General features: G+C 63.2%; 25 protein-coding genes. 5 read left to right on the forward strand and 20 right to left on the reverse strand.

What is annotated here, in order from left to right:
- Window positions 1–133: 133 nt before the first annotated feature.
- From AC066S_RS06300 to AC066S_RS06340, 9 genes are all read right to left on the reverse strand, one after another.
- A complete protein-coding gene (locus AC066S_RS06300) occupies window positions 134–907 on the reverse strand; it encodes a fumarylacetoacetate hydrolase family protein (RefSeq protein WP_478269198.1) in 774 nt (257 codons plus the stop codon).
- Complete coding sequence (locus AC066S_RS06305) at window positions 907–1,926, reverse strand: 2-dehydropantoate 2-reductase (RefSeq protein WP_478269199.1); 1,020 nt, start codon at window positions 1,924–1,926, stop codon at window positions 907–909. The genes AC066S_RS06300 and AC066S_RS06305 overlap by 1 nt, the downstream gene beginning before the upstream one ends.
- 105 nt (window positions 1,927–2,031) lie before the next feature.
- Window positions 2,032–2,460: a CBS domain-containing protein gene (locus tag AC066S_RS06310; RefSeq protein ID WP_126256080.1), complete on the reverse strand. Its 429-nt coding sequence runs from the start codon at window positions 2,458–2,460 to the stop codon at window positions 2,032–2,034.
- Window positions 2,461–2,636: 176 nt separating this feature from the next.
- Window positions 2,637–3,959 carry an oxalate/formate MFS antiporter gene (gene oxlT, locus AC066S_RS06315; RefSeq protein WP_126256079.1) on the reverse strand — a complete coding sequence of 441 codons (1,323 nt, stop codon included), beginning with the start codon at window positions 3,957–3,959 and terminating at the stop codon, window positions 2,637–2,639.
- Between the two features lie 252 nt (window positions 3,960–4,211).
- A complete protein-coding gene (gene oxlT, locus AC066S_RS06320) occupies window positions 4,212–5,504 on the reverse strand; it encodes an oxalate/formate MFS antiporter (protein ID WP_126256078.1) in 1,293 nt (430 codons plus the stop codon).
- Window positions 5,505–5,911: 407 nt separating this feature from the next.
- Window positions 5,912–7,411: a tripartite tricarboxylate transporter permease gene (locus tag AC066S_RS06325; protein WP_135164124.1), complete on the reverse strand. Its 1,500-nt coding sequence runs from the start codon at window positions 7,409–7,411 to the stop codon at window positions 5,912–5,914.
- A 43-nt stretch (window positions 7,412–7,454) separates the two neighbouring features.
- Complete coding sequence (locus tag AC066S_RS06330; RefSeq protein ID WP_478269200.1) at window positions 7,455–7,952, reverse strand: tripartite tricarboxylate transporter TctB family protein; 498 nt, start codon at window positions 7,950–7,952, stop codon at window positions 7,455–7,457.
- An 85-nt stretch (window positions 7,953–8,037) separates the two neighbouring features.
- Window positions 8,038–9,000: a Bug family tripartite tricarboxylate transporter substrate binding protein gene (locus tag AC066S_RS06335; protein WP_478269327.1), complete on the reverse strand. Its 963-nt coding sequence runs from the start codon at window positions 8,998–9,000 to the stop codon at window positions 8,038–8,040.
- A gap of 488 nt (window positions 9,001–9,488) precedes the next feature.
- Window positions 9,489–9,626 (reverse strand): hypothetical protein, encoded by a 138-nt coding sequence (locus AC066S_RS06340; protein WP_478269201.1) that lies wholly within the window; start codon window positions 9,624–9,626, stop codon window positions 9,489–9,491.
- Between the two features lie 360 nt (window positions 9,627–9,986).
- Between AC066S_RS06340 and AC066S_RS06345 the strand changes: the two genes are divergently transcribed.
- Window positions 9,987–11,312, forward strand: coding sequence for an Hsp70 family protein (locus tag AC066S_RS06345; protein WP_478269202.1), 1,326 nt, complete (start codon window positions 9,987–9,989; stop codon window positions 11,310–11,312).
- A 40-nt stretch (window positions 11,313–11,352) separates the two neighbouring features.
- Here AC066S_RS06345 and AC066S_RS06350 read toward each other — a convergent pair whose 3' ends face one another.
- The 8 genes from AC066S_RS06350 to AC066S_RS06385 all read right to left on the reverse strand — a co-directional run bounded on the left by AC066S_RS06350 (window position 11,353) and on the right by AC066S_RS06385 (window position 18,775).
- Window positions 11,353–11,802 (reverse strand): c-type cytochrome, encoded by a 450-nt coding sequence (locus AC066S_RS06350; RefSeq protein WP_478269203.1) that lies wholly within the window; start codon window positions 11,800–11,802, stop codon window positions 11,353–11,355.
- Window positions 11,803–12,079: 277 nt separating this feature from the next.
- On the reverse strand, window positions 12,080–12,523 hold the full coding sequence (locus tag AC066S_RS06355) for an SRPBCC family protein (RefSeq protein ID WP_478269204.1): 444 nt from the start codon (window positions 12,521–12,523) through the stop codon (window positions 12,080–12,082).
- Window positions 12,524–12,652: 129 nt separating this feature from the next.
- Entirely contained in the window at window positions 12,653–13,705 is a 1,053-nt protein-coding gene (locus AC066S_RS06360; protein WP_478269205.1) for a hypothetical protein, read from the reverse strand.
- 136 nt (window positions 13,706–13,841) lie between these two features.
- Window positions 13,842–14,513: an ABC transporter ATP-binding protein gene (locus AC066S_RS06365; RefSeq protein WP_478269206.1), complete on the reverse strand. Its 672-nt coding sequence runs from the start codon at window positions 14,511–14,513 to the stop codon at window positions 13,842–13,844.
- A complete protein-coding gene (locus AC066S_RS06370; protein WP_478269207.1) occupies window positions 14,510–15,253 on the reverse strand; it encodes an ABC transporter ATP-binding protein in 744 nt (247 codons plus the stop codon). The genes AC066S_RS06365 and AC066S_RS06370 overlap by 4 nt, the downstream gene beginning before the upstream one ends.
- Window positions 15,253–16,209 carry a branched-chain amino acid ABC transporter permease gene (locus AC066S_RS06375; RefSeq protein ID WP_478269208.1) on the reverse strand — a complete coding sequence of 319 codons (957 nt, stop codon included), beginning with the start codon at window positions 16,207–16,209 and terminating at the stop codon, window positions 15,253–15,255. Before AC066S_RS06375 ends, AC066S_RS06370 begins: the two co-directional genes overlap by 1 nt.
- Window positions 16,209–17,108, reverse strand: a complete 900-nt coding sequence (locus tag AC066S_RS06380) for a branched-chain amino acid ABC transporter permease (protein WP_126256067.1) — start codon at window positions 17,106–17,108, stop codon at window positions 16,209–16,211. The genes AC066S_RS06375 and AC066S_RS06380 overlap by 1 nt, the downstream gene beginning before the upstream one ends.
- Window positions 17,109–17,179: 71 nt before the next feature.
- Entirely contained in the window at window positions 17,180–18,775 is a 1,596-nt protein-coding gene (locus AC066S_RS06385) for an ABC transporter substrate-binding protein (RefSeq protein ID WP_478269209.1), read from the reverse strand.
- Here AC066S_RS06385 and AC066S_RS06390 point away from each other — a divergent pair.
- A complete protein-coding gene (locus tag AC066S_RS06390; protein WP_478269328.1) occupies window positions 18,757–19,866 on the forward strand; it encodes an alpha/beta hydrolase family protein in 1,110 nt (369 codons plus the stop codon). The genes AC066S_RS06385 and AC066S_RS06390 overlap by 19 nt on opposite strands.
- 165 nt (window positions 19,867–20,031) lie before the next feature.
- Here AC066S_RS06390 and AC066S_RS06395 read toward each other — a convergent pair whose 3' ends face one another.
- Entirely contained in the window at window positions 20,032–20,283 is a 252-nt protein-coding gene (locus tag AC066S_RS06395; RefSeq protein ID WP_478269210.1) for a hypothetical protein, read from the reverse strand.
- Between the two features lie 153 nt (window positions 20,284–20,436).
- Between AC066S_RS06395 and AC066S_RS06400 the strand changes: the two genes are divergently transcribed.
- The 3 genes from AC066S_RS06400 to AC066S_RS06410 are packed head-to-tail and all read left to right on the forward strand — an operon-like array spanning window position 20,437 to window position 22,297.
- Window positions 20,437–21,051: a site-specific integrase gene (locus tag AC066S_RS06400; RefSeq protein ID WP_478269211.1), complete on the forward strand. Its 615-nt coding sequence runs from the start codon at window positions 20,437–20,439 to the stop codon at window positions 21,049–21,051.
- Window positions 21,035–21,244, forward strand: a complete 210-nt coding sequence (locus AC066S_RS06405) for a site-specific integrase (protein WP_478269212.1) — start codon at window positions 21,035–21,037, stop codon at window positions 21,242–21,244. The genes AC066S_RS06400 and AC066S_RS06405 overlap by 17 nt, the downstream gene beginning before the upstream one ends.
- Before the next feature lie 57 nt (window positions 21,245–21,301).
- Window positions 21,302–22,297, forward strand: a complete 996-nt coding sequence (locus AC066S_RS06410; RefSeq protein WP_478269213.1) for a DUF2806 domain-containing protein — start codon at window positions 21,302–21,304, stop codon at window positions 22,295–22,297.
- Window positions 22,298–22,815: 518 nt separating this feature from the next.
- Here the strand turns inward: AC066S_RS06410 and frc are convergent.
- Together frc and oxc are read right to left on the reverse strand one after the other, a co-directional pair.
- Entirely contained in the window at window positions 22,816–24,093 is a 1,278-nt protein-coding gene (gene frc / locus AC066S_RS06415; RefSeq protein WP_478269214.1) for a formyl-CoA transferase, read from the reverse strand.
- Window positions 24,094–24,158: 65 nt separating this feature from the next.
- On the reverse strand, window positions 24,159–25,889 hold the full coding sequence (gene oxc / locus AC066S_RS06420) for an oxalyl-CoA decarboxylase (RefSeq protein WP_478269215.1): 1,731 nt from the start codon (window positions 25,887–25,889) through the stop codon (window positions 24,159–24,161).
- Between the last annotated feature and the right edge of the window lie 30 nt (window positions 25,890–25,919).

The raw sequence follows: 25,919 nt of genomic DNA on the forward strand, positions 1-25,919 counted from the left end.
CTCCCTTGCATCAGAACTCGGTCTGTTGCCGCCAAGGATAATGGCGTCGCGACGGCGCGATTTGCGCAGGATCAAATCTGCCGCGCTGCAGCAAGGACAGCGCGATGACGATTCATCCTGATCGCATCGCGCTTTAGAGCCGAAACTCGTTGGTGAGCTCGCCGATGCCGTCGATCGCGACGGTCACCGTGTTCACCTGCTCTTTCATCACGCCGACGCCGACCGAGGTGCCGACGGCGATGAGATCGCCGGGAAGCAGGGTCATGTCGTGCGAGATCTTGCTGACCAGCTCCTGCGCCGAGAAGATCATGTCGGAGATCGGGTAGTTCTGCCGCTCCGCGCCGTTGAGGATGGTGCGGACGGTGAGCTTGGCCGGATCGAGGCCGGTCGCGATGACGGGACCGAACGGACCGTAATCGTCGATGCCCTTGGCGCGGGCCCATTGCGGGAAAGTGGGATCGCTGGTCAGGATGTCGTTGGCGGTGATGTCGTTGACGCAGGTGTAGCCGAAGATGAAGCTGTCGGCTTCGTCAGGCGAGACGCGGGCGCATGTCCTGCCGATGACGATGCCGAGCTCGCCCTCATAGGTGGTCTTGCCGTCGTAATAAGAGGGCCGGCGGATCACGGCACCCGGCGTCGTGATACTGGTGGTGGCCTTGAGCAGATAGAGCGGCTCCGGCGGCTCGGGCTGGTTGAGCTTGGCGGCGAGTGCGTGAAAATTGTTCCAGAGCGCGACGATCTTGCTGGGGGCGCAGGGCGCGAGCAGCTCGACCTCCGACAGCGCCAGCGTCTTGCCGGTGGCAGCGTTGCGGCCGAACATCTCGCCCTCATGCACGCTGATGCCTGATGAGGTCAGCGTGCCGAAGCCGGTCGTGCCAGCGTGGCGGAAGCGCAGCCACTTGTTCATCACGCCACCGCCAATGCGCGCGGATCCGCCGGCGTCGAGACGCCGTCATAGAGGCCGGCGATGCGGGCGCGCTGGGTCACCATCGCCAGCACCGAGTCGAGCGCGGGCGTCGGGATGCCGGTGAGGCGGCCCATCTCCTGCACGACGGTGACGAGCGGGTCGATCTCCATCGGGCGGCCGCGCTCGAGATCCTGAAGCATCGAGGTCTTGTGCGCACCGACCTTGCGGGCGCCCTCGATGCGGCGCTCGACGTCGACGCGGAATTTGATCCCGAAGGTTTCGGCAACCGCTTGCGTCTCCACCATGATCGCGCGTGACAGTGCGCGCGTCGCCGGATCGGTGCAGATCACGTCGAGCGTGGCGTGGGTCAGCGCGCTGATCGGGTTGAAGCAGACATTGCCCCAGAGCTTCAGCCAGATCTCGTCGCGGATGCGGTCGAGCACCGGCGCCTTCAGCCCGGCGGCGACGAACAGGTCGGCGAGGCGCGCTACGTCCGACGTGATCTCGCCGGAGGGTTCGCCGAGCGGAAAATTGTTGCCGTAGACGTGGCGGATCACGCCGGGCGCCTCGATCTCGGTGGCGGGATAGACGATGCAGCCGATGGCGCGCTCGGCTCCCAGCTCGCGCCACTGCCGCCCGCCGGGGTCGATGCTCTCCAGCGTCGAGTTCTCGTACTGGCCGCCGTGCTTGTAGAAGTACCAGTAGGGGATGCCGTTGACGGCGGTGACGATGCGGGTGTGGGGCCCGAGCAGCGGCTGCATCGTCTCGATCACGCCGGTGATCGAATGCGCCTTCAGCGTGATGATGATGTAGTCCTGCACGCCGAGCTCGCTGGGGTCGTCGGTGCAGCGCGGATGCACAATGTGCTTCTCCTCGCCTGTGAGCAGCGTCAGGCCGCGCTCGCGCATTGCGGCAAGGTGCGCGCCGCGGGCGATGAGGCTGACATCGGCCCCTGCGCGCGCGAGCTGAACCCCGAGATATCCGCCGATCGCGCCGGCGCCGTAGATGCAGATCTTCATGAATTCCTCGCGGAGAGCAGAAGCCGGATTTTGGGACGAAAGATCCGATCCGGCTCGGAAGGATCCGAGCCGGGGCCGGCAGTCGCAGGGGAAGGGTTGCGTCGTTCAGGCGGCCGCTTGCGGCGTGCCGTTGAGGGCCTCGTCAACGGCAGCTGCGATGTCGCGCATGCTGATGACGGAGACGAGGCTGTAATCGTCGATCACCGGCAGGTGGCGGATGTGGTGCCGGTTCATCAGATGCCGGACGTGCTCGACCGTGTCGCTCGAGGTGCAGGAAACCAGCTGCTGCACCGAGACGAGTTGCGAGACCTTGACGTTGACGGCATTCGCGCCGTGCTCGGCGACCGCGCGCACCACGTCGCGCTCGGTGAACATGCCGACCGCGGTGTTTCCTTCCGAGCGGACCACGTCCTTGACCACCAGCGCGCTGATGTTGTTGGCGCGCATCAGCTTGGCGGCGATACCCACGGTTTCGTTCATTCGCACCGTGACAACGCGCGGCGTCTTCTTGCGCAGAATGTCTCCGACCAGCATTGCAACCTCCCTGGGTGAAATGTTGGGAGAAGTGTGGTATACATAATGCCAACCGTCAAGCGTTGGATTTGGCCGATCCGAAAAATCTTGCGTCAGCGATCCTGACATTGTCGTCGCGACAAAAAGAAAGGGGCGCAGCGCTGCGCCCCTTCTGGTCGTGCAAACCCAGGTGGCGGTTATGCCGTCTCGGTCTTGGCGCGGCCGGGCGCCGCCTCGGTGCTCTCGGCGTCCTTGCCGAGGATGAAGGAGCGGCGCAGCGGCTTGATCACGAACAGTGCCATCAGCGCCGCCGTCGCGTTCAGGGCCACGGCGACCACGAACACGGCCTTCCAGCCATGGGCCGCCGAGATCACGCTTGCGAGCGGAACGAGCAGGGAGGCGGTGCCCTTCGCGGTGTAGAGCATGCCGTTGTTGGTGGTCGCGAATTTCGAGCCGAAGGTGTCACCGCAGGTGGCGGGGAACAGCGAGTAGATCTCGCCGAACACGCCGAAGTAAATCGCGGTCGCCAGCACGAAAACGAGCGGGATGTGACCGTAGGCCGACAGCGTCAAGAGCATCAGGGCGGCGGTGCCGAAAGCGATGAACATGGTGGGCTCGCGGCCGATCGTGTCGGAAACGAAGCCGAAGAACGGGCGGCCGAAACCGTCCAGGATGCGGTCGAGCGAGATCGCGAAGGTCAGTGCCGCCATCTGGAAGCCGGCGAGCGTGACCGGCGTGTCGGCGATCTTGAAGTCGTGCGCGATCGGGGCGATCTGCGCCGCGGTCATCAGGCCGCCCGAGGCGACCATGACGAAGACGAGATACATCACCCAGAAAACAGGGGTGCGCAGCACCTGCGGCGGGGTGAAGTCGATCCTCGTCTGCGGCAGATTGAGCTGCTTCCTCTTCGGCGGGATCGAGAGCCGCGGCGGCTGGATGAAGAAGGCGAGCACGAACACGATGACGCCCTGGCCGATGCCGAAGGTGAGGAAGGCGTGCTGGTAGCCACTCGATGCGATCATGCTCGCGATCGGCACGATGGTGAGCGCGGCACCGGCGCCGAAGCCGGCAGCGGTGGCGCCGGCGGCAAGGCCGCGGCGGTCCGGAAACCATTTCAACGCGTTGCCGACGCAGGTGCCGTACACCGCACCCGCGCCCATGCCGCCGATGATCGCGGCTGCGTAGAGCAGGGTGAGAGAGTCGGCATAGGAGTTGAGGATCCAGGAGAGCGCGATCATCGCGCCGCCGAACATGACGATGATGCGCGGGCCGTATTTGTCGACGAACCAGGCCTCGACCGGCACCAGCCAGGTCTCGGTGACGACGAAGATGGTGAAAGCGAGCTGGATCGCGGCGCGCCCCCAATGATGGGCCGCATCGATCGGATCGACGAACAGCGTCCAGCCATATTGCAGATTGGCGATCATCGCCATGCAGACGATGCCCATGCCGAGCTGGAGCCAGCGGAAGCCGGTGCGAAGAGGCGCGGCCGTGACGGCGCCGTCCGTGCTGGAAATCATCAAGAACCTCCCAACGCGCCTGATTTGGTTGCGATGCAGGTGGCAATGTGACCTGATGTCGCAAATATTGTGACTTATCGTCGCAAGCGCAGGGCGGAGATTGGTATACGATATTCCAGATTGCAAGCCCTAACTTGTCCCGATTTCGACATCAGCGAGAGTTCCAGCGCGATCCCCAGACCCTCGCAACAAACGAAAACGCCCGGCCGTGAGGCCGGGCGTCTGCTCGATGAGGAGCGGTGGCGGAGCGGGTCAGACGGTCGATTTTGCGACCACGACCTTGCGCCAGGGCTTGAGCACCGCGATCGCCAGCAGCGAGGCCAGGATGTTGGCGCCGGCTGCGATGATGAACACGCTGTCCCAGGTGCCCGACGATTGCTGCATGTAGTTGGCGATCGGCACCAGCAGCGCGGCGGTGCCCTTGGCGGTGTAGAGCAGGCCGGCATTGGTGGTCGCGAACTTGGCGCCGAACGTGTCGGTGCAGGTCGAGGGGAACAGCGAGTAGATCTCACCCCAGGCAAAGAACACGAAGCCGGAGAGCAGCACGAACCAGATCGGATCGTGGCCCCAGAGGTAGAGCATCCAGATGCCGAAGCCTTCCATGCCGAAGGCGATGAACATCGTGTTCTCGCGGCCGATCATGTCGGAGATCCAGCCGAAGAACGGACGCGTGAGGCCGTTGAGCACGCGGTCGATTGTGGCCGCGAACGTCACCGCGGTCATCGTCACCGCCATCAGCGTGACCGGCACGTTGTCGACCTTCCAGTCGGCCGCGATCGGCTTCAGATTGGCCGTCACCATCAGGCCGCCGGCACCAACGATCACGAACATGAAGTACATCAGCCAGAAGATCGGCTGACGCAAAACCTCGGTCGGTTGGTAGTTGCGCCGGGTCTGGAGCAGATTGGCGTTTGCCACCACGTTCGGCACCTGGCCCGCTTTCGGCGACAGCAGGAAGAAGGCGAGGATGCAGATGATGATGCCCTGGCCGAGACCGAAATAGAGGAAGGTGGCCTGGAAACCGCTGTCCTTGATCATGGCCTGGATCGGCGCGACGGTGAGCGCGGAGCCTGCACCGAAGCCCGCCGCGGTGATGCCCGCGGCGAGACCGCGTTTGTCCGGAAACCATTTCAGCGCGTTGCCGACGCAGGTGCCGTAGACGCCGCCGGCGCCGATGCCCGCGATGATCATGCCGAGATAATAGCCGTTGAGGGTGGTGGCCTGCGCGTTGATCGCCCAGCCGATGGCGCAGAGCACGCCGCCGACCAGCACGACGATTCGCGGACCATATTTGTCGACGAACCATCCCTCGATCGGCACCAGCCAGGTCTCGAACAGCACGAACAGAGTGAAGGCCCATTGGATCGACGCGCGATCCCAGCCGAACGTCTTCTGGATGTCGGGGACGAAGAACGTCCAGCCGTATTGATAATTGGCGATCATCACCATCGCGCCTACGCCGATGGCCAATTGCGCCCAGCGATAAGCATCGCTCACACGGGTGACACTAGGGGCCGCTGCTGCCGACTGCACCATGTCCGTCATTCAAAACCCTCCCAACGCGCCGATCATTTTTATGCATGCGCTGGCGGCAGCTTGGTATGCATTATGCCAAGATTCAAGCTGGGGAGGCGGAGGTGCGGCGAAATAACGCGGCCCCGTCCACATGCGTCATGAGCACCGGATTGTAAAGCCTCAATTGCCGGCGACGTGCGGCGGCAGCGCAGGTGCTGATATTCAAGTCATTGATTTTAAATATATTTTTGTGCGTTGGCGAAGCCGCAGACGTGTTCTCAAACACCTGTCCGCTTGGGATTTCCCACGCAGGCGCTGCCTGCGCCGCCGGTGCACGGGGGCGGGGAGACCGCCCAACATCCTGGAATTCTATATCCCAGAAGTCCGGCCTGCGGCAATTTGGCGAGGGAGGCGGCGGTCGGCGCCGACTTGCGGCTTCACGCCATCGACGTGCGCAGCCGGCTGTAGCCTTCCTGGATCGCGGACCAGAACAGGGCGACCAGACCGAGCGCCATGATCGTGCTGACAAGACCGTTGGAGAAGAAGATGCCGAGCGAGCCTTGCGATCCCAGCAGCGATTGCCGGAAGGCTTCCTCCGCCTTGTCGCCGAGCACGATGGCGAGCACCAGCGGTGCGAGCGGATAGTTGCACTTCTTCAGGAGATAGCCGAGCACGCCGAACACCAGCATCAGCATCACGTCGAAGGTGCTGTTGTGCACCGAATAGGCGCCGATCGCACACAGCACTAGGATGAGCGGCGCGATGATGCCGAAGGGCACGCGGAGGATCGCGGCGAAGATCGGCACGCAGGTGAGCACGACGATGAGGCCGGCGAGGTTGCCGAGATACATCGAGGCGATCAGGCCCCAGACGAACTCCTTCTGCTCGACGAACAGCATGGGGCCGGGCTGCAGGCCCCAGATCAGCAAGCCGCCGAGCAGTACGGCGGCGGTCGGGGAGCCCGGCACGCCGAGCGACAGCATCGGCAGCAGCGCCGAAGTGCCCGCCGCATGTGCGGCCGTCTCAGGCGCGATCACGCCTTCGATCTCGCCCTTGCCGAAATTGTTTCCGCGTCGCGACAGGCGCTTGGCGATGCCGTAACTCATGAAGGAGGCCGGCGTTGCGCCGGCGGGCGTGACGCCCATCCAGCAGCCGATCAGGCAGGAGCGCAGCGAGGTCATCCAATAGGCGGGCAATTCCCGCCAGGTCTGCAGCACCACCCGAAGGTTGATGCTGGCATTGCCGCCGCGGAACGCCAGCCCTTCCTCCATGGTCAGCAGGATCTCGCCGATGCCGAACAGGCCGATCACGGCGATCAGGAAGTCGAATCCGTTGAGCAGCTCGGTGACGCCGAAGGTCAGCCGCAATTGTCCGGTGATGGAATCGAGCCCGACCGCCGCGAGCGCAAAGCCCATCATCATCGCCGCGATGGTCTTGAACGGCGGCTCCTTGCTGAGGCCGACGAAGCTGCAGAAGGCGAGGAAGTACACCGCGAACTTCTCCGCCGGCCCGAATCTCAGCGCGAAGCCTGCGACGAGCGGCGCAACCAGCGTGATCATGATGACGGCAAACAGCGCGCCCACGAAGGAGGAGGTGAAGGCGGCGGTCAGGGCTTCGCCGGGCTTGCCCTGCTGCGCCATCGGATAGCCGTCGAACGTGGTCGCCACCGACCAGGGCTCGCCGGGTATGTTGAACAGGATCGAGGTGATGGCGCCGCCGAACAGCGCGCCCCAATAGATGCAGGACAGCATGATGATCGCCGATGTCGGCGGCATGCTGAAGGTCAAGGGAAGCAGGATCGCAACGCCGTTGGCGCCGCCGAGCCCCGGCAGCACGCCGATGATGACCCCGAGCGTGATGCCGATGATCATCAGCATGATGTTGTAGGGCTGCAGGGCGACCGCGAAGCCGTGAAACAGATTGGCCAATTCTTCCATATTGATATCCTGCAGCAGCAATCAGTGAACAGATGCGCGGCGCTTACAGACCGAGCCATTCCTCGATCGGACCCTTGGGGAGCGGGACCAGGAACCAGCGCTCGAAGATTAGATAGGTCAGGACCGGCATGCCGACCGCCACGGCAACGACCGTCAGCCAGCGATAGCCGCCGAGCCAGCGCATGAACCAGGCAATGAAGACCGTGGAGGCGATGTAGAGGCCGATGAACGGCATCGACCCGACATAGATCGCGGTCGGCACGACGACGCTCATGACCTGGCGCAGCTGTCCCCATTCGGCGAACAGCCGCCCGTCGTCGTCGCGCTGCGCATGCCAGAGGTTGATGGCGCTCGCCACGACGATGGCGGCGCCGATATAGAAGGGGAAGAAGCCGGCACGCGGGCCCTCCGCGCCCCAGTTGATGCCGGCCTTCAGGCTGCCGAAGATCACGATGAGGCCGAAGACGCCGATCAGCAGCGCCATGCCGATTTCCAGCGTCTTGTGGGCCGGGCCAGATGCGGATCCGGATCGTTCAGTCATGTGACCTCCAGGCGGGAACGCAATTTTCTCGGTCGCGGCAGGCGTGTAGACGACAAGCGTCCTCAGCCCTCGCCGAGGTCGCGGCTCAATTCGATGCGAGGAAGCCGGCTTCCTTCATCAGGCCTTCGTGGCGCTTCTCCTCCGCCTCGACCCACTTGGCGTAGTCGGCGCCGGTCAGGAAGGTCGTGTTGAAGGCGCCGCTCTTCATGAAGTCCTGCCATTCGGGCGTGGCGCGGACCTTCTTGAACAGCTCGACATAATATTCGGTCTGATCCTTCGTGACCTTTGGCGACATGAACACGCCGCGCAGCATGAGATATTCCATCGCGAGGCCCTGCGACTTGCAGGTCGGAATATCCTTCCAGGCCTTGCCGTCGGCGATCGGCTCGTCATAAGCCATCGGCTGGGCGTCGAACACGCAGAGCGGGCGCAGCTTGCCGCCGCGCCATTGCGCGACCGCCTCGATCGGATTGTTGACGGTCGAATCGACGTGATTGCCGACGAGCTGCACCGCGACTTCACCGCCGCCCTTGTAGGGGATGTAGGTGAACTTCGCATCGATTGCCTTCTCGATGCCGACCGTGATGATCTGGTCTTCCTGCTTCGAGCCGGTGCCGCCCATCTTGAACGAGCCGCTTGGTGCCTTCTTCGCGGCGTCGACGTAATCCTTGACGCTGTTGTACGGCTTCTCGGCATTGACCCAGAGCACGAACTCGTCGAGCGCCAGCATCGCCACCGGCGTCAAATCCTTCCAGTTGAAAGGAATCCCCGTTGCCAGCGGCGTCGTGAACAGGTTCGACAGCGTGATGATGATCTTGTGAGGATTGCCCGACGACGTCTTCACATCCAGGAAGCCTTCGCCGCCCGCGCCGCCGGCCTTGTTGATGACGACCAGCGGCTGCTTCATCAGATTATGCTTGGTGACGATGCCCTGGATGGTGCGCGCCATCTGATCGGCGCCGCCGCCGGTGCCCGCGGGCACGATAAACTCGACCGGGCGGACCGGCTCCCAGGCTGCACGGCTTGTGGTGCTGCTGACGCATGACATCGCGATTGCCGCCACGGCGACATTCAGAACGAGTGGCTTCATCTGTTTCTCTCCCTGTCGAACCCTCAGCGCAGCCGCTCTTTGTCGGCTTGCGTCAGCCCATTTCGATTTCAGATACCCGGTGTCACCCTTGCGGTCGATCTCCCATGGTAGTCCGATAGAAACTCTATGATCAGGGATAAGGCGCGGCATCCGCTCCTTTTGGCTAAGGCTACCAAGGGCGCCACGCTCGTGCCCCTCGGCTTTTCCCGTCGCGCGCTACGTTTCCCCGCCTCACACCTTGGATTGTGCGATCGTTATTTGCTGGTCGAATGGTATGCGAGATGCCAGCAAACAAACAATCGGATCGGCGGGGGCCCGGTCGGACACATTGTCGCAGCTGCGAGGCGAGGAGGCAAAAGCAAATGGCCCCGAGGTGGGGCCATTTGATCGAGTAGAGTGGGGGCGGGAATCTGCCGGCCCGTCGCTCGGCGTCAGATAAGCCCTTCTTACAAGCCGAAACGCGGCAGTTCGCCGTTGCGGTTGGAAATCTCGGCGCTCGCCATCAGGAAGCTGTCGATCGCGGCCATCAGGCGGGCGAACAGCGAGGAGGACGGGGCGAAGGCAACGGAAGCGGACTTGGACATTGGAATTCCCTTTCTCGAGACGGTCAGTCCGAAGGACGGTCAGTCTTGGCGTCTCACGGCGAAAGGGAATTTATGTATACCAGATGCCAACGTCTACGCTCTTGTTTGCATAGCAGCATTCGATGCGCCGCATTGCAGCATAATGCGGGGTTAATGCGGCCGGATCGGGCCTAAAAGCTACGGCTGGCTGAGATTGCCGGTCCATTCATGGCCAAGAGAGGGCGAATCGTTCGCTGCGAGACGGGATCCCGATGGCGATGGACGCCAAGTTCCGGCCGCACTGCAGCGGACGGGTCTTGGCAGGACAAGTCAAAGCCGCTAGTGGTCTGCCCCCTTTCCAATCATCTGTCAGAGTGGTTCATGTCGAGCGCCTCGCCCGCCGTCTCGATCGGCATCGATTTTGGGACCAGCAATACGGTCGTCGCACTTGCGGCGGACGATCGCCGGGTCGAGGCCATCCGTTTCGACCACGGCGGACAGCGCCACAGCGTCTACGTGTCGGCGCTGTGCTTCTGGGAGGACCGGCCCGGCGCCGGCGCCCAGGCCGAGGGCGGCCCGTGGGCGATCGAGCAATTCCTCGAAGGCCGTCACGTCTACCGCTTCCTGCAGTCGTTCAAGACCTTTGCGGCGAGCAGCAGCTTCAACACCACGCAGGTGTTCCGGCAGCGCTTCAAGTTCGAGGACATCCTGGCGGCGTTCCTGCGGACGCTGGCGCGCCATGGCGGCGAGAAGTTCGGCTTCGAGACGTCGACCATCACGGTCGGTCGCCCGGTGCGCTTTGCCGGCGGCAATCCCGACGAGGCGCTGGCGATGCAGCGCTACCGCGCCGCGTTCGAGCGCCTGGGCGCCGGCCATGCCCGCTATGTCTACGAGCCCGTGGGCGCGGCGTTCTCGTTTGCCCGAAGGCTGGAGCGCAATGCCACCGTGCTGGTTGCGGATTTCGGCGGCGGCACCAGCGATTTCTCCGTGATGCGCTTCTCGCGCAAGGGCGGTGCCCTTCGCGCCGAGCCGCTCGGCCATGCCGGCATCGGGATCGCGGGCGATACGTTCGATTACCGTATCGTCGATCACGTGGTCTCGCCGCGGCTCGGCAAGGGCTCCAGCTTCCGCTCCTTCGACAAGGTGCTGCCGATCCCCAGCGGCCATTACACCAATCTCGCGCGCTGGCATCAGCTGGCGATGATGAAGAGCAACGGCGATTTGCGCGAACTCCGGGAGCTTGCGCGCACCGCGCTGAAGCCGGCTCTGCTCGAGGACTTCATCACCATCGTCGATCTCGACCTCGGCTTTGCGCTGTACCGCGCGGTGTCGGATGCCAAGGTCGCGCTGTCGGCGCAGGACGAGGTCGACTTCCGTTTCAAGGGCGGCGGCGTCGACATCGGCGCGGCCATCACGCGCAAGAATTTCGAATCCTGGATTGCCGACGACATCGCCCGGCTCGGTGCCACCGTCGACAAGGTGCTGGCCGAAGCCGGCATCGCCGCGCGCGAGGTCGAGAAGGTCTTCCTGACCGGCGGCAGCTCGTTCGTGCCGGCCGTGCGCAAGCTGTTCGCTGAGCGGTTCGGCAACGAGCGCCTGATGTCGGGCGACCAGTTCGAGTCGATCGCCTACGGGCTTGCGCTGATCGGGCACAGCCCGGATCCGGATCGTTGGACCGCAGGCGGCGGGCTGGCCGCGCAGGCGTAGCAGGCGGCGAGCAGCGTCCAGGCGGGACGCTGTTCGGTCGCTATTTCTGCTGAATTCGGTTCAGGTAATCGATCACCGCGAGAATGCGAGTCCGCACCACGACCTCCGGGTTTTGCTGCGGCCCGGCCTTCTGCCAATAAGTGGGATCGACGGCGTGAGGCAGGTTGACGATGGGGTTGAACCGCTCGCCCCAGACGGGCATCTCACGGGTGCCGTGAGCTGTGACTGATTTCGACCCATAGAGGGTTTCGTAGACGGCGTTGGTGGGAAACACGCCGTCATTGTTCTTGGCCAACTTGGTCAGGTCGGACGGCGGGGTCTTGAGCTGGCCGCTGACCGGTCCGTTGCCCTTTGCCTCGGCGCCATGACAACTCGCGCACGAAGACTGGAATTCGGCCTTGCCTATGTCGATTTCTTCAGCCTCGGCAGCGGTCGCGACACCGGCGGCCAGACTGGCAATGATCAACCATTCGAGAGCAGATCTCATCATCTCGCCTCCGACGCCCGCAGGGAAGACTTCTGCTCCTAGCCGCTTTGTCCGTCTGACAGCTTGACGCACATCAAGACCGCGCACCCGGTGCCGTCGGTGGGCGAAGGCGCGGAGCGCCGTGCCCACCATCTTGGCAAGTGCCGCAGGGTGGGCGAAGCGACCTGTCCGCCGTAGCTCGCAGAGCGAAGGCGGAAGCGTGCCCACGCGTCTGTCGCCGTATCGGAAAGGTCGTGGGCACGGCGCTTTGCGCCTTTGCCCACCCCTGCTGATGTCGTCGCTACTGATTGATCTCCGGCTCGACCAGCTTCGCCAGATTGCGCAGCGATTCCTGCCAGCCGAGATAGCAAGCCTCCGGCGGAATGACGTCGGGAATGCCGGCCTGCGTGATCTCGATCTCGGTGCCGACCGAGACCTTCTTCAGGCTCACGTTCACCTGAATTTCGCCGGGCAGGTTGGGATCGTCGAACTTGTCGGTGTAGCGCAGGCGTTCGCCAGGGACGAGCTCGAGATATTCGCCGCCGAACGAATGGCTGTTGCCCGTGGTGAAATTCCGGAACGACATCTTGAACGTGCCTCCGACCTTGGGCTCGAAATGATGCACGGTGCAGGTGAAGCCGTTCGGCGGAAGCCATTTCGCCATCGCATCCGCCTCCAGGAAGGCGCGATAGACCTTCTGGGGGCTGGTGGCGAGAACGCGGTGCAGGCGGACAGTGCTGGGCATGGTTGTTATCCTCAGTGTTTGATGGGCCCGAGATTGGCGTCTATGGCCCATTCATGTCACGAGGACGACCGGGAAGCCGCCGATCCGACAGGCGCGGCGGATTTTTTTCACGACTGTTCCGCCGGTCTCCTAGCCGGCTGCGACATCCTGCGGTGTCATCGTGAATGCCAGCCGATAGCTGCCGATCGTCGGATTGCTCTGCGCGCCCAGAGCGCCGAGCGACCCTGGCGAAAGCGGGCTTGCGATCGCAGCCTCAACTACATCGGCATCGTAGCCTGAGAGCAGCACGATCCAGTCGGCGGCGCCGTCCTTGCCGCGGATCTGTTGTTCGGTGGTGGGCGCGCTCGTCCGCGGCGTGTCGGTGCGGAGGAGGTGAGCGCCGGTCAGCCCCGGTTTCTGCGCCAATGTGCCGAGCGTATTCGCAAGGTGCGCCTGCAAGTCCGCCTCACATCCGGCCTGCGGTGACAACCTGATCGTCGCGAGCGAAGTCGCAACGCCACCCCCAAAGCTTTCGATCAGGCGGCATTGGCTGCGGATCATGCCGAGATGATGCGGCATCATTTTCGTCGACCACGGCGTCGGCGCATTGAGCCGGTCGAGATATCCCTTCGAGGTGAGCACCTCATACTCCGCGAGCTCGTAGAGCACGAAGAAACCCTCCGCGTCCGTGGTGCTGGTCCAGCGCGATCCGCGCCGGAAGCCGGGAATGCCCATCCGCTCCGGAAAGTGCTCATGCGAATGCCAGTCGCCGAACTCGAAGCGCTGCTCGGGGCGAACGCTCCACCACATCGCGACGGCGGCCTTGCCCAGCAGTGACATGCTGATCTCCCTTGCGTTTCCGCCAGATTGCTTCAGGACACGCGGCCGATCAATCAGCCACGATTCCGCTCTCGTTGCCCGCTCAACTCCAGCACGAAATCGGGGGGACCACCGTTGCGCTGCACGCTCTCGGCTTTCGTCATTACGCTTTGCTGTCTTGGTTCGCCGGCCGCCGCAGCTGGCATTCAGTTGCTCAATGCCGGTCCGGCGCTGTCGGGCGCGATCTGGTATCCGTGCGCGGCGGCCGACGCATGTGGCACTGAGCAACCTGTCAGTCGGCGCCGATTTCGATGTGAAGGGCGTGAAGGATTGGCCGAAAATCTGCGCGGGTTTTGTCTGCTTGGGCTGCTCGGATTTCATCATTTTCAGCACGAGCCAGAACTTGGTCCCACCGCGACGACCTACTCGTGTTGCATTGAGCGCCAGTCGATTCGTCTGTTCGGCAAGCTTCGATGGAGCTTGGCTTGACCGTCTGTTTGCGCGCCAAACCGGGCGAGCGCTACGCAAGGGCCCGGCTTTCGATTTCGCCGCGCTCGATCGTCAGCGTCACGTCGGCGAAGGTCTCGAGCAGCTTTGGGTTCGACTCCGTGATCAGCAGGGTAATGTCCCGGTCCTGCGAACGAAGCCGACGCAGCGCCTCGGCGTACCTCTGCGCCAGCACAGGGGCGAGGCCCTGGAACGGCTCGTCCAGAATGACGAGGCGGGTGCCTAGCATCAGGGCGCGCCCGAGGGCGACCATTTTGCCTTGGCCGCCCGAGACGGAGCCCGCCGGGCGACTCGCCAGGTCCTTGAGTTCCGGCAGGACGGAGTAGGTTCGCTCCAGCCGCCGGCGCGCCTCGTTCGCGCTAAGTTTCGCGACGCGACCGGGCAAGAGAATGTTTTCTTCCACCGTAAAGGCCGAGAAGAGACGACGGTCCTCGGGGGCGTAGCCGATGCCTAAGAAGGGGCGGCGGTGCGGAGGTACATGTCCCAGGTCCTGACCGCCCAAGCGCACGGTGCCGCTCGCCTTCGTGAAGCCCATGATGGTCCGTACCGTCGTGGTCTTGCCGGCTCCGTTTCGCCCGATGAGCGCGGCGGTCGCGCCCGGCGGCAGCGAGAAGCTGACGCTGCGCAGCACCGGCGCATCGGCGATCGCGACGTTGACCTTCTCGAAGTCCAGCATCGCCGTCATATGCCGATCACCTGTTCGCGGACCTTGGGATCGGCCAGAACCTCCGCCGGCGTGCCCACCTTTTGGATCTTCCCGACGTTCCACACCGCGACTCGGTGGGCATAGCGCTCCACCATGTCCATGTCGTGCTCGACGAAGACCGAAGTCACCTTCTCCTTGGCGAGAGCGGACGTCAGGATGTCCATGATCTCCAGCTTCTCGGCGGAGGCGACGCCCGAAGTGGGCTCGTCCATCAGCAGCAGTCTGGGCTTCAGCGCGAGCGCCAGAGCGATGTCGACCAGCTTGCGTTGTCCCTCGGGAAGCTCCCTCGCCTTGCGAGACGCGTACAACTTGACGCCGACGAGATCCAGAAGGCGCTCCATTTCAGGCAGCTCAGGCAGGGCGGAAAGAGCCGTGAAGCCGGAAGGGCTTCCCAGCCGCGAGGCCGCGGCGATCAGCATGTTCTCCATCACAGTCTGATCGAGAAAGAGCTGCGGTATCTGAAAGGCCCGCGCGATGCCGAGCCTGGTGATCGTGCGCGGGAGCTGCGCCGTGATTTCCTGGCCTAGGAAGGTGATGCTTCCGGCCTGCGGCCGCAGATAACCCGTCGAGATGTTGAGGAAGGTGGTCTTTCCGGCGCCATTCGGTCCGATGATCGCGAGGTTCTCGCCTTGGAGCACGTCCAGATCGATACCGTCGGCGGCGACGACGCCACCGAACCGGATCTTGATGCCCTTCGCAGAAAGGAGGACGTTGGCCATCAATGTCCTCCCTGCTTCGCCTGGCCGTAGCGCTGCCTGAGACCTATCAGTCCGTTAGGCGCATAGAGAATGATGACGATCAAGACCACGCCGAGGATCAGCTGCCAGGTGTCGGCCAGGTGGGCCGCCGCATAGAAGCGCACGCACTCGAACATCGCCGCGCCGGCGAACGCTCCGAAGGCGTGGGCGCTGCCGCCGAGGATCGCGATGAAGACGAACTCGCCCGACTTCGTCCAGAACCCGAACTCGGGCGTGGCGATCTGCTGGATGATCGCCACCAGCGTGCCGCCGATGCCGCCGAGAAAAGCCGAGATCACGTAGCCTATCAGAAGCACGCGCCGTGCGGACGTCCCGAGGTACTCGAGCCGGGTCTCGTTCGATTTGATGGCACGCAGCATGTGTCCGAGCGGGCTATCGAGATAGCGTTGCACGCCGTAGAAGGCGACGACCGCGATCAAGAGGCTCACGTAAAGAATGACGTACTGGAAGGTTTCGGGCGTAAACGACAGTCCCAACAGGGCCGGACGAGGGACCCGGATGCCGTCGGCGCCGTTGGTGTAATGAAACATCTTCTCCAGCAGCGACCACAGCACCATCGAAAACGCCAGATTCAGCATTCCAAAAAAGATTTCCCGGTAGCGCACGACGAAGAGCCCAACGATGAGGCCAAAGACGGCGGAGGTGATGCCGCCCAGCGCGATGAAGAGCACGATGTCGCCGCCACCGACGTACTTGCCCCAGAACGCCGCGGTATATGCCCCGGTAGCGAAGAACATTGCATGTCCGAACGACACCTGCCCCGCCTGCAGCAGAAGAATGATACCGAGAACGACGATCCCCTTCGCGAGGATCAACGCGAACAAGGTCGCCCAGCTCGATACCAAAAGAGGCGCGACGGCGCTGACCAGAAAGAAGATGATCGCGATCGTGGTGACCGGCTTGATGCGACCGCTCATCAAATTTTCCTTACCTGCACGGCGCCGAACAGGCCGAACGGACGCACCAGAAGCACCAGCACCATCAGCAGATAGGGAACGAGAACTTCGAATTCCGGTTGGAGATAGATCACGAAGGCACGGGTCAGGCCGATCATCAGCGCGGTGAGCGCGGTGCCCTCGATCTGGCCGAGACCCGCGGTCGCAGCGACGGCAAAGGAAAGCACGATCATATCGGCACCCATACCGGGGACCAGCGAGGTGGTCGGCGAGGCCAGCGCTCCTCCCAACGCAGCCAGGCTCGCGCCGATGACGAAGGTAACGAAATATACACGTTTTGCGTCAATCCCGATGGCCGTCGAAGCTTCGCGGTCCTCCGTGACCGCAAGGATCACCGCTCCCGACAGCGTCCTGCGCAGGAAGTAGCGGAGCCCGAACAGCGTCGCCAATGCGACGCCGGGCAGGAGAATGACCTGGTACGACGTGTAACTGACGCCGAACACAACGACGTTGGGAAGTAGTCTCAACGGCTCCGCGGCGAAGATGGGCTGCACGCCCCAGATCAGACGCTGCAGGTTGTCCATGATCATGAAGGCGGCGAAAGTGATCAGAAGCTGGAGGACGTCTTCCTGTCCGGAGAGCGGTCGCAGCAGAAACCGTTCGATGAAACCGCCGCACACGATGCCGATCACGATGGAGGCGGCCAGCAGCGCGGGATAGGTAAGCCAAGGCGATATCGGCGCGACTGCAAGGCTGAACGTCGCAGCCAGGTAGGCGCCGAACGCGTACAGCGAACCGTGCGCGACGTTGACCACGCGCAGCACGCCGAAAATCAGGCTGAGCCCGACCGAGACCAGGAACACCAGTGCGGCGTAGCTGATCCCATCGAGGATCGCCAAGATAGCGAGTGTCGAGTTCATGATGGCCTTCGGAAAAGGTCCGTCCTCCGGGATGCGGCTCGGAGGACGGGGATCAAAAGTCGAGCGTGCCGCTACTGAGCTTTGAAGGTCGGCACGTCCATCTTGACGAAGTCCGGCTTGAGCGTCTTGAGCCACTCAACCGACCGTACGCCCGCCGGGTTGGTGATCATCTTCGGATCGAAGATCATCATGTTGTCGAGCAGCTTGAAGTCGTACCCCGGAACGGACTTGGTGACGCCGACCAGCTGAGCTTCGAGGCCCTGGTTGTCCTCGGGCCGCAGCGTAATCGGACGGCCGAAGCCGGTGGCGAACTCGGTGCCCGCCGTCGCGTCCACGACCTGTTCGCGCGTCGGCCAGTTGCCGCCGTTGGACTTGATCGCCTTGTCGTAGGCCGTCTCCAGGGCCTTGAACGCCTGCGCCATGTGATAGACGGGGTAGATCGGCCATGCACCGGTCTTCGCCTTGAAGGCTTCATTGAACGCCTTGAAGGCCGCGTCGTTCTTCTTCTCGGGATGCAGGAACCAGTGGTCTCCGCGCGCGCCGACGATCAGGCCTTCAGGCAAGTCTTTGCCCAACCGCTGGATCGATGATTCGCCGATCCCGAGCACGAAGGTCGACTGCTGCAACAGGCCGCGCTGACCAGCCTGACGGACCAGCGTGTCGAGATCTCCACCCCAAGACGTTGTCAGAACCACATCCGGCCGCAGCGCCAACAGACGGGAAACTTCAGTCGAGTAGTCCGGTGCGCCGAACTTCGGGAAGAGCTCCGCGACGACTTGCACGTCCGGCTTCATCGCCTTGAGCGCGGTCGAAAAGATCTCCCAGCTCTCCCGACCCCATGCATAATCCTGATTGACCACCGCGATCGTCTTAAAGTCGGGCTTGGTCTTGAGCAGGTAAAGGAGCACGGCCAGCATTTCCGGCGTGCCGTTCGCCTGCGTCCGGAAATTGTACCGGTACTTCTTGGTTTCGAGGATCGAGGCCGCACCGCAGTCCCACATGAAATTCATGACTTTGAGGTCTTCGGCGATCGGCACCAACTGGGTGCAGCTGCCCGACGAGATCGAAGCAAACGTGGCATCGACCTTTTCGTCCTGCACCACGCGTCGGTAGTTGGAGACGAGCGCTTCGCCTCCCGCGCCTTCGTCGATGAAGGAGAGCTTGACCGGCACGCCGCCGATGCCACCCTTCTTGTTGATGTCTTCCGCGATCATCTCCGCCGCGGCCTTCGCCGGCACACCGAAGACTGACGCAGGGCCCGACAGGAACGTCGTGATGCCGATTTTGAGCTCCGACGGCTTGGTCTGCGCAAGCGAGGTGTTGGTAAAGGTCGCAACGACAAGCCCGGCCGCAACCGCAGTCTTGAGAAACTGCATCGAAAGTCCTCCCTGTTGTGTGTTGCCCGGCTTCAGCCGCCGTGCGCTTCTTCTTGCAACGACGCTACTATAATTGTCGCGTGTTGCCAGCCCCCTTGGCCGTGATCGCGAGCCGACGAACCCGGTTCGACGCGGCCGCCTATTTTTGTCGGCTGCGCATCGATTGGAACGGACAAGGTCCTCAAAATGGTCGATGCCTTTAATTCCATGGTGCGATAAAAGCTCCGGCCAGAGCCCGCAGCGCGCGCAAGGCCTCCTGGTTGCCGCTTTTGGTGCAGGGACGGAGGTCACGCCCGAAGGTTCGTATCGCCTGCCGATCCAGAGGCGCGCTGGACGGGCGCACCCGAAGCCACAATTCCGCTATCGTTTCCTCATTCAACTCCCGCGGGAAATCAGGGGAGCTTCCGTTGCGCTGCACGCTTTGGGTTCTTGCGATCACGCTCTGCTGTCTTGGTTCGCCCGCCGCGGCAGCTGGCATTCAGTTGCTCGACGCTGATCCGGCGCTGTCGGGCGCGATCTGGTATCCGTGCGCGGCGGAGCCGACGCATGTCGCCCTCGGCCGTTTATCGGTGAGTGCCGATTTCGATCTGAAGGGCGTGAAGGATTGTCCCGTCACGGATGCGAAGCTGCCGATCGTCATCTACTCGCACGGCCGGGGCGGATTTTTCGGCCAGCAGCACGACACGGCGGAGGCGCTGGCCGATGCCGGCTTCGTTGTCGCCGCCATCAATCATCCCGGCGATACGGTCAGCGACTCCTCGCGGCGCGATACGCTGTCGGTCTGGGGATCGCGTCCGGCCGACATCGTGCGCCTGCTCGATTTTCTGTTGAACGGCTGGAAGGACAGGGCGGTGATTGATCCTGCGAGGGTCGGCTTCGTCGGTTTCTCGCTCGGCGGGGCGACCGGCCTCGTGCTGATGGGGATCAAGCCGGATTTCGCCAGGGTCGCCAGCCTCTGCAAGGAGACGACCGGCATGTGCGCACAGCTTCACAACGGCGAGACGCCGCCCGAGCCGATACGGGATGCGCGCATCCGCGCCGCCGTCATCGTTGATCCAGCACCAGCCACGCTGACGCGGGATAACCTTGCCGCCGTCAAGGTGCCTATCCAGTTCTGGCGCTCGCAGTTCGGCGGGCCCGGCGTCGGCGACGGCTCCGGCAACGCGCGCGTCGCGGAAGGCTTGCCGGGCAAGCCTGACATCCACGTCGTGCCGGCCGGCCACTATGCGTTCCTCGCTCCATGCTCGGCGGAACTCGCGGCGGCCGTGCCCCGCATCTGCACCGATGTGCCCGCAGCGTTCGACCGGGCAGGATTTCATCGCGAGTTCAACGCGGCGGTGGTGAAGTATTTTCGTGAGCAATTGGCGGCGGGAGATCGCTGAGGGTCTCGGGAATTACGGGGACCGTGCACCTAATCTGCCGCTGACGAAGTACAATTGAGTGTACTGTCACCGTAATCCGCTGTTTCGCGGTGGAGCTCAGTCCGGAATATTGCGGCCTGGTAATCGCACGGTGGGAACAATTGACGGGATGGAAGGCCGAACCGATCAGGGAAAAATTCGCTTGAGGCCTTTGCCGGTTCGCTGTTGGAAGTCGTCTAACGCTCGAAGGTCAGAGATTGGTGCGTCGAGAGGCTTACGAACTACCAAGGCTTTGGTCGCGTTCGTTTCGAGCTTTTCGATCGCTTCCTCGACCGTCAGGCGGTCGAAGAACGTTTCGAGCGAACCGTGCGCTACGTTTGGAGTGTGTATCTCTACGACCCAAATCCGGCGGGCGTCGTCTTCGTTGCCGTCGCTCATGGTGGCCTCTCTGCTTTTTTGATCGAGAACTACCATGACAGAATCGACAATTTTGGTCGATCCGACGGCCTCGGTACGCGCCTATCTCGCGGCGTCGAGCTCAAGAAACACCCGTCGGGCCTACAGCTCTGACTGAGCGGACTTCGTCACCTGGTGCGGCCAGGTGCTCGAACAACCGCTCCCGGCCGAGCCGGAAACCATCGCCCGGCGCAGCTCGCCGACAGCGGTAGCAAGACGTCCACCATTCAGCGTCGCACCGCCGCGATCGCCGCGGCCCGCCGCGCCGGCGGCTTCGACCCGCTGCCGACCAGCGCCGAAGGCGTCAAGGCGACGATGCGCGGCATCCGCCGCGCCCTCGGCGCCCGGCAGACCCGGAAGGCGTCGACCACGGCCGAGCTGCTCGCCCGTCTGATTCACATCTTGCCAAGAACGCTCGCCGGCTTGCGCGATCGGGCGATTTTGCTTGTCAGTTTCGCCGCGGCGCTGCGCAGATCTGAGCTGACCGCTTTACATGTGCATCACATCGAGCGCCGCGCCCGCGGAATCGTGCTGCACATCGACGCCTCCAAGACCGACCAGGAAGGGAACGAAGAGCTCCCGGTACCGAACGGCCGCCAGCTGCGGCCTGTCGACGCCCTTGACGCCTGGTTCGAGGCCGCCGGCATCACCGAGGGGCCGATCTTTTGGGAAGTCGATCGACACGGGAAGGTGGGGGTTGGCCCCACTTTCCAACCGCTCGATCGCGCGAGTAGTGAAACGCGCCGTTAAGGCGGCCGGGCTGGACGAGACCATCTTCTCCGGGCACTCGATGCGCGCCGGCTTCGTCACTTCGGCACTCGCCGACGGCCAGGATCCGCTGAAGGTCTCGAAGATCTCGCGGCACAAGAGGATCGATACGCTCAAGATTTACGACCGGCGCGAGACCGAATTCGACGATCACGCTGGCGATGGCTTCTCGTAAACTTGCGGTCGCGAAGGATTCCGGCTTAGCTCTGTTCCCCAAACGAGAGCTGAGCCGATGACCCGCGATCCGCTAGACAAGAAGATCTCTGTCGGAGTCGAACTGACGGAAGCAGGCCTCAACGCCAATGCAAGAAGCCGTGCCGCCGCAGCATTAGACCGGCTGGTTGGAAACCTCGTAGATTTCGTCAATTTGCCAGTGGAAGCCAGCAACGTTCGATCCAGGACAAAGATCGAAGCGGAGCGCCAGCTGATGGACGCAATGCGTAAACACGCCATTGGCCGAATGAAAACGGACGCCGAATTCGCCGACCGCGCGATGTCGAGCTATCTCCGGTCCATTGGTATCCGCCAAGAGAATAAGGACGGCGTTGCCCGGCATGCGATCGAGGACTTGCGCCGAGATCCATCAGCTTCGGGCAAAGCGAGCGACTTAGATCCTCTGTTTGTCGATAAGCTAGAGCGGCACGCGGAGGAGGCATCAACAGAAGCTCTGAGGGAAAAATGGGGCCGGGTGCTGGCTGCGGAAGTGCGAGAGCCCGGATCATTTGCGCCAAAAGTTCTGAGGGTGGTCGATGAGCTGGACGGCCAAACTGCCCGAGTGTTCGAGGAGGTTTGCAATTTCCGTTTGAATGATGTGATTCCGCGAACTTTGTCTGGAGTGCTTGAGTTCGAGAAAATAACGCGGCTGGTCGAGGCCGGGCTTCTCCTAGATCCTGGCGAGGGCGGGCAGCTACAGTATTTCGTGGAGTCGACGCATACTTCGAAGCCAGACGACAAAATCTGGATGCTCGGGATGGGCGAAGTGGCGATCGGGATTCGCGATATCAGCTCACTTTCCCGTCAACCGCTTATGAGCACTGAACCAATTGGACTTTACGAGGGGCAGCCGGCCATCCCAGTCTATATTCTCACTCAGGCGGGACATGCCGTTTCGAGGATCTTGCCAAAAAGGGACGAGGAAGTACTGGAAGCTTACGCTCAGAAGCTGGAGCAGTCCTACGGCGATGTGCTTCGATTGAAGCGTGTCGAGGGGGGCTATAGTGTCCGATAACAGCTGATATTGTTGTAAAAGTCAGTTGAGACGAGCGACAAGCGTGATGCCAATCACCAGGACTGAACTCGCTTCCGTGAAGGGAGCGAAGGGCAGAGGCGGGAGGGGCAACGCCGGAAATCCAACTTGAGCAGATACTGATTGCCGTCCCGCGATCATGCAGGGCCAGCGCTGCTAGCGGCGGGAGATCGCTGAAGATCTCGGTCAACCCGGAGGCCAATGGCGAAATGCCCGCTTCCGCGAGCGGCGTGGATGTCGGGGATCCGTTCCGATGTGGCAACAGCCAGCGCCCAATGTGCACTCCCGGCATGACATCCACGATGGCATCATACCCCTGTTTTGCCCGACGGGTCAGGATTCTTTCGTTGAATCAGAAATACCGTGGCGAGCCAATGGGATGGCTACTGTGCATGGGGTTGTTTTTTCAGTTTTGATTTTGAGCCTGCGACTGCGCGCCTCCCAAGCAAAACGGGCCGCCCTTCGGGCGGCCCTTTCGTCTCGTTCAATGTGGGGCCTGCTTACTCCGCGGCCTGCTTCTGCGGCGGGTCGAGGGCGCCGGACTTGTGGATCTCGGCGACCTGGTGATCCGAGAAGCCGAGCACCGAGCGCAGGATCTCGTCGGTGTGCTCGCCGAGCAGCGGGGAGCGCTGCACGTCGCTCGGGCTATCCGAGAGCTTGATCGGATTGCCGACCGAGACGTACTTGCCGCGGGTGGGGTGGTCGACCTCGACCACGGTGCCGGTCGCGCGCAGCGACTCGTCTTCCGCGATCTCCTTCATCGACAGGATCGGGCCGCAGGGGATGTCGTCCTTGTTGAGGATCTCCATCGCCTCGAACTTGGTCTTGGTCATCGTCCACTGCTCGATGCGGGCGAAGATCTCGTTGAGGCGGGGCAGGCGGGCGGCCGGCTTGGCGTAGTTCGGATCGGTCTTCCAGGTGGGCTCGCCGATCACGTCGCAGATCTTCTCCCAGACCGGGGCCTGGGTGATGAAGTAGATGTAGGCGTTGGGATCGGTCTCCCAGCCCTTGCACTTCAGGATGCGGCCGGGCTGGCCGCCGCCGGAATCGTTGCCGGCGCGCGGCACGGCATCGCCGAACGGCACGCCTTCACCGAACTGGCTGTACTCCTTGAGCGGGCCGTGGGCGAGACGCTGCTGGTCGCGCAGCTTGACGCGGCAGAGGTTGAGCACGCCGTCCTGCATCGCGGCGGTGACGCGCTGGCCCTTGCCGGTGTGGGTGCGCTGATAGAGCGCGGTGACGATGCCGAGCGCCAGGTGCAGGCCGGTGCCGCTATCGCCGATCTGCGCGCCGGTCACAAGCGGCAGGCCGTCGCGGAAGCCGGTGGTCGAGGCGGCGCCGCCGGTGCACTGCGCGACGTTCTCGTAGACCTTGCAGTCTTCGTACGGTCCGGGGCCGAAGCCCTTGATCGAGGCGACGATCATCTTCGGGTTGATCGCTTGAATCTTCTCCCAGGGGAAGCCCATGCGGTCGAGCACGCCGGGGCCGAAATTCTCCACCAGCACGTCGCACTTCTTGATCAGCTCGGTGAGGACTTCCTTGCCCTTGGGGTTCTTGGTGTCGAGCGTGATCGAGCGCTTGTTGTGGTTGAGCATGGTGAAATACAGGCTGTCCACGTTCGGGATGTCCTGCAGCTGGCCGCGGGTGATGTCACCCACGCCCGGACGTTCCACCTTGATCACGTCGGCGCCGAACCATGCCAGTAGCTGCGTGCAGGTCGGTCCGGACTGGACGTGGGTGAAGTCGAGAATGCGAACGCCCTCGAGCGCTTTGGTCATCGTGTTGCTCCGTACTCTTTTGTCTGCCCCTGCACCCGGCAGGGAATAAGGGTTGAGGGGTGGACTTACTTCTTCTGCAGAACGCTCTGCGGATTGAGGTTGCCGATGCGGCCGCTCTCCGAGCCCGCGGCCGGATCGATCACCGCGTTGATGAGCGTCGGCTTGCCGGACTTCATGGCTTCGTTGACCGCGCGCTTGAGCTCGTCGGGCGAGGTCGCATTCACGCCGACGCCGCCGAAAGCTTCCATCATCTTGTCGTAGCGAGCGCCCTTGACGAACACGGTGGTCGCCGGATCGGAATTCGCGCCGTTGACGTCGGTGCCGCGATAGATGCCGTCATTGTTGAAGATGACGACGCAGATCGGAAGGTTGTAGCGGCAGATGGTCTCGACCTCCATGCCGGAGAAGCCGAACGCCGAGTCGCCTTCCACCGCCAGCACGGGGTGGCCGGTCTCGAGCGCAGCTGCGATCGCCTGACCCATGCCGATGCCCATCACGCCCCAGGTGCCGACGTCGAGACGCTTGCGCGGGCGGTACATGTCGATGACGCCGCGGGCGAGGTCGAGCGTGTTGGCGCCTTCGTTGACGAGGATCGCCTCGGGATATTCCTTGATGACGTTCTTCAGGACGCCGAGCGCACCGTGATAGTCCATCGGCGACTTGTTGTTCATCAGCTTCGGCGCCATCTTGGCGACGTTCTCTTCGCGCTTGGACGAAATCGCCTTGGTCCAGTCGGCGGGCGGGGCGGTCCAGCCCGTTGCCATCGCCTGGTTGAAGGCGGAGACGACCGAGCCGATGTCCCCGACCACGGGCGCGACGATCTCGACGTTGGAGTCCATCTCGCGCGGCTCGATGTCGACCTGGATGAACTTCTTCGGCGCTTCGCCCCAGCTCTTGCCCTTGCCGTGCGACAGCAGCCAGTTCAGCCGGGCGCCGATGAGCATGACGACGTCGGAGTCCTTCAGCACGGTCGAGCGGGCCGCGCCTGCGCATTGCGGATGGGTGTCGGGAAGCAGGCCTTTGGCCATGCTCATCGGCAGGAAAGGAACGCCGCTCTTCTCGACGAAAGCCTTGATCTCCTCGTCGGCCTGGGCGTAGGCCGCGCCCTTGCCGAGGATGATGAGCGGACGCTTTGCGCTCTTGAGCACGTCGAGCGCGCGCTTAACCGAAGCGGGCGAGGGGATCTGCGCGGGCGCCGCGTCGATCACCTTGACCAGCGACTTCTGGCCGGCCTCGGCGTTCATGACCTGGCCGAACAGTTTTGCCGGCAGGTCGAGATAGACGCCGCCCGGACGGCCCGAGACCGCGGCGCGGATGGCGCGGGCGAAACCGATGCCGATGTCCTGGGCGTGCAGCACGCGATAGGCCGCCTTGCACAGCGGCTTTGCGATCGCGAGCTGGTCCATCTCCTCGTAGTCGCCCTGCTGGAGGTCGACGATCTCGCGCTCGGAGGAGCCTGAGACCAGGATCATCGGGTAGCAGTTGGTGGTGGCGTGCGCGAGCGCAGTGAGACCGTTGAGGAAGCCGGGCGCCGAGACCGTGAGACAGACGCCGGGCTTCTTGGTGAGATAGCCGGCGATGCCCGCGGCGTAGCCGGCGTTCTGCTCGTGGCGGAAGGAGATCACGCGAATACCGGCGGCTTGCGCCATGCGGCCCAAATCCGTGATCGGGATGCCCGGCACATTGTAGATTGTGTTGATGCCGTTCAGCTTGAGCGCGTCGATGACGAGATGGAAGCCATCCGTCAGCTCCTGCTCGGTGCCCGGTGCCTCGGACTTGGTCGCGGTGTTCAGCATGGGCCTTGTCTCCCTGGTCTCAAGTAGTGG

The organism is Bradyrhizobium sp. CFUWI (assembly GCF_056429085.1).

What these genes read in the sequence shown, in the direction of transcription:
- AC066S_RS06300 (WP_478269198.1), bottom strand. Translation starts at nt 907, where the DNA reads ATGAACAAGTGGCTGCGCTTCCGCCACGCTGGCACGACCGGCTTCGGC.
- AC066S_RS06305 (WP_478269199.1), bottom strand. Translation starts at nt 1,926, where the DNA reads ATGAAGATCTGCATCTACGGCGCCGGCGCGATCGGCGGATATCTCGGG.
- AC066S_RS06310 (WP_126256080.1), bottom strand. Translation starts at nt 2,460, where the DNA reads ATGCTGGTCGGAGACATTCTGCGCAAGAAGACGCCGCGCGTTGTCACG.
- oxlT (WP_126256079.1), bottom strand. Translation starts at nt 3,959, where the DNA reads ATGATTTCCAGCACGGACGGCGCCGTCACGGCCGCGCCTCTTCGCACC.
- oxlT (WP_126256078.1), bottom strand. Translation starts at nt 5,504, where the DNA reads ATGACGGACATGGTGCAGTCGGCAGCAGCGGCCCCTAGTGTCACCCGT.
- AC066S_RS06325 (WP_135164124.1), bottom strand. Translation starts at nt 7,411, where the DNA reads ATGGAAGAATTGGCCAATCTGTTTCACGGCTTCGCGGTCGCCCTGCAG.
- AC066S_RS06330 (WP_478269200.1), bottom strand. Translation starts at nt 7,952, where the DNA reads ATGACTGAACGATCCGGATCCGCATCTGGCCCGGCCCACAAGACGCTG.
- AC066S_RS06335 (WP_478269327.1), bottom strand. Translation starts at nt 9,000, where the DNA reads ATGTCATGCGTCAGCAGCACCACAAGCCGTGCAGCCTGGGAGCCGGTC.
- AC066S_RS06340 (WP_478269201.1), bottom strand. Translation starts at nt 9,626, where the DNA reads ATGTCCAAGTCCGCTTCCGTTGCCTTCGCCCCGTCCTCCTCGCTGTTC.
- AC066S_RS06345 (WP_478269202.1), top strand. Translation starts at nt 9,987, where the DNA reads ATGTCGAGCGCCTCGCCCGCCGTCTCGATCGGCATCGATTTTGGGACC.
- AC066S_RS06350 (WP_478269203.1), bottom strand. Translation starts at nt 11,802, where the DNA reads ATGATGAGATCTGCTCTCGAATGGTTGATCATTGCCAGTCTGGCCGCC.
- AC066S_RS06355 (WP_478269204.1), bottom strand. Translation starts at nt 12,523, where the DNA reads ATGCCCAGCACTGTCCGCCTGCACCGCGTTCTCGCCACCAGCCCCCAG.
- AC066S_RS06360 (WP_478269205.1), bottom strand. Translation starts at nt 13,705, where the DNA reads ATGATGAAATCCGAGCAGCCCAAGCAGACAAAACCCGCGCAGATTTTC.
- AC066S_RS06365 (WP_478269206.1), bottom strand. Translation starts at nt 14,513, where the DNA reads ATGACGGCGATGCTGGACTTCGAGAAGGTCAACGTCGCGATCGCCGAT.
- AC066S_RS06370 (WP_478269207.1), bottom strand. Translation starts at nt 15,253, where the DNA reads ATGGCCAACGTCCTCCTTTCTGCGAAGGGCATCAAGATCCGGTTCGGT.
- AC066S_RS06375 (WP_478269208.1), bottom strand. Translation starts at nt 16,209, where the DNA reads ATGAGCGGTCGCATCAAGCCGGTCACCACGATCGCGATCATCTTCTTT.
- AC066S_RS06380 (WP_126256067.1), bottom strand. Translation starts at nt 17,108, where the DNA reads ATGAACTCGACACTCGCTATCTTGGCGATCCTCGATGGGATCAGCTAC.
- AC066S_RS06395 (WP_478269210.1), bottom strand. Translation starts at nt 20,283, where the DNA reads ATGAGCGACGGCAACGAAGACGACGCCCGCCGGATTTGGGTCGTAGAG.
- AC066S_RS06410 (WP_478269213.1), top strand. Translation starts at nt 21,302, where the DNA reads ATGACCCGCGATCCGCTAGACAAGAAGATCTCTGTCGGAGTCGAACTG.
- frc (WP_478269214.1), bottom strand. Translation starts at nt 24,093, where the DNA reads ATGACCAAAGCGCTCGAGGGCGTTCGCATTCTCGACTTCACCCACGTC.
- oxc (WP_478269215.1), bottom strand. Translation starts at nt 25,889, where the DNA reads ATGCTGAACACCGCGACCAAGTCCGAGGCACCGGGCACCGAGCAGGAG.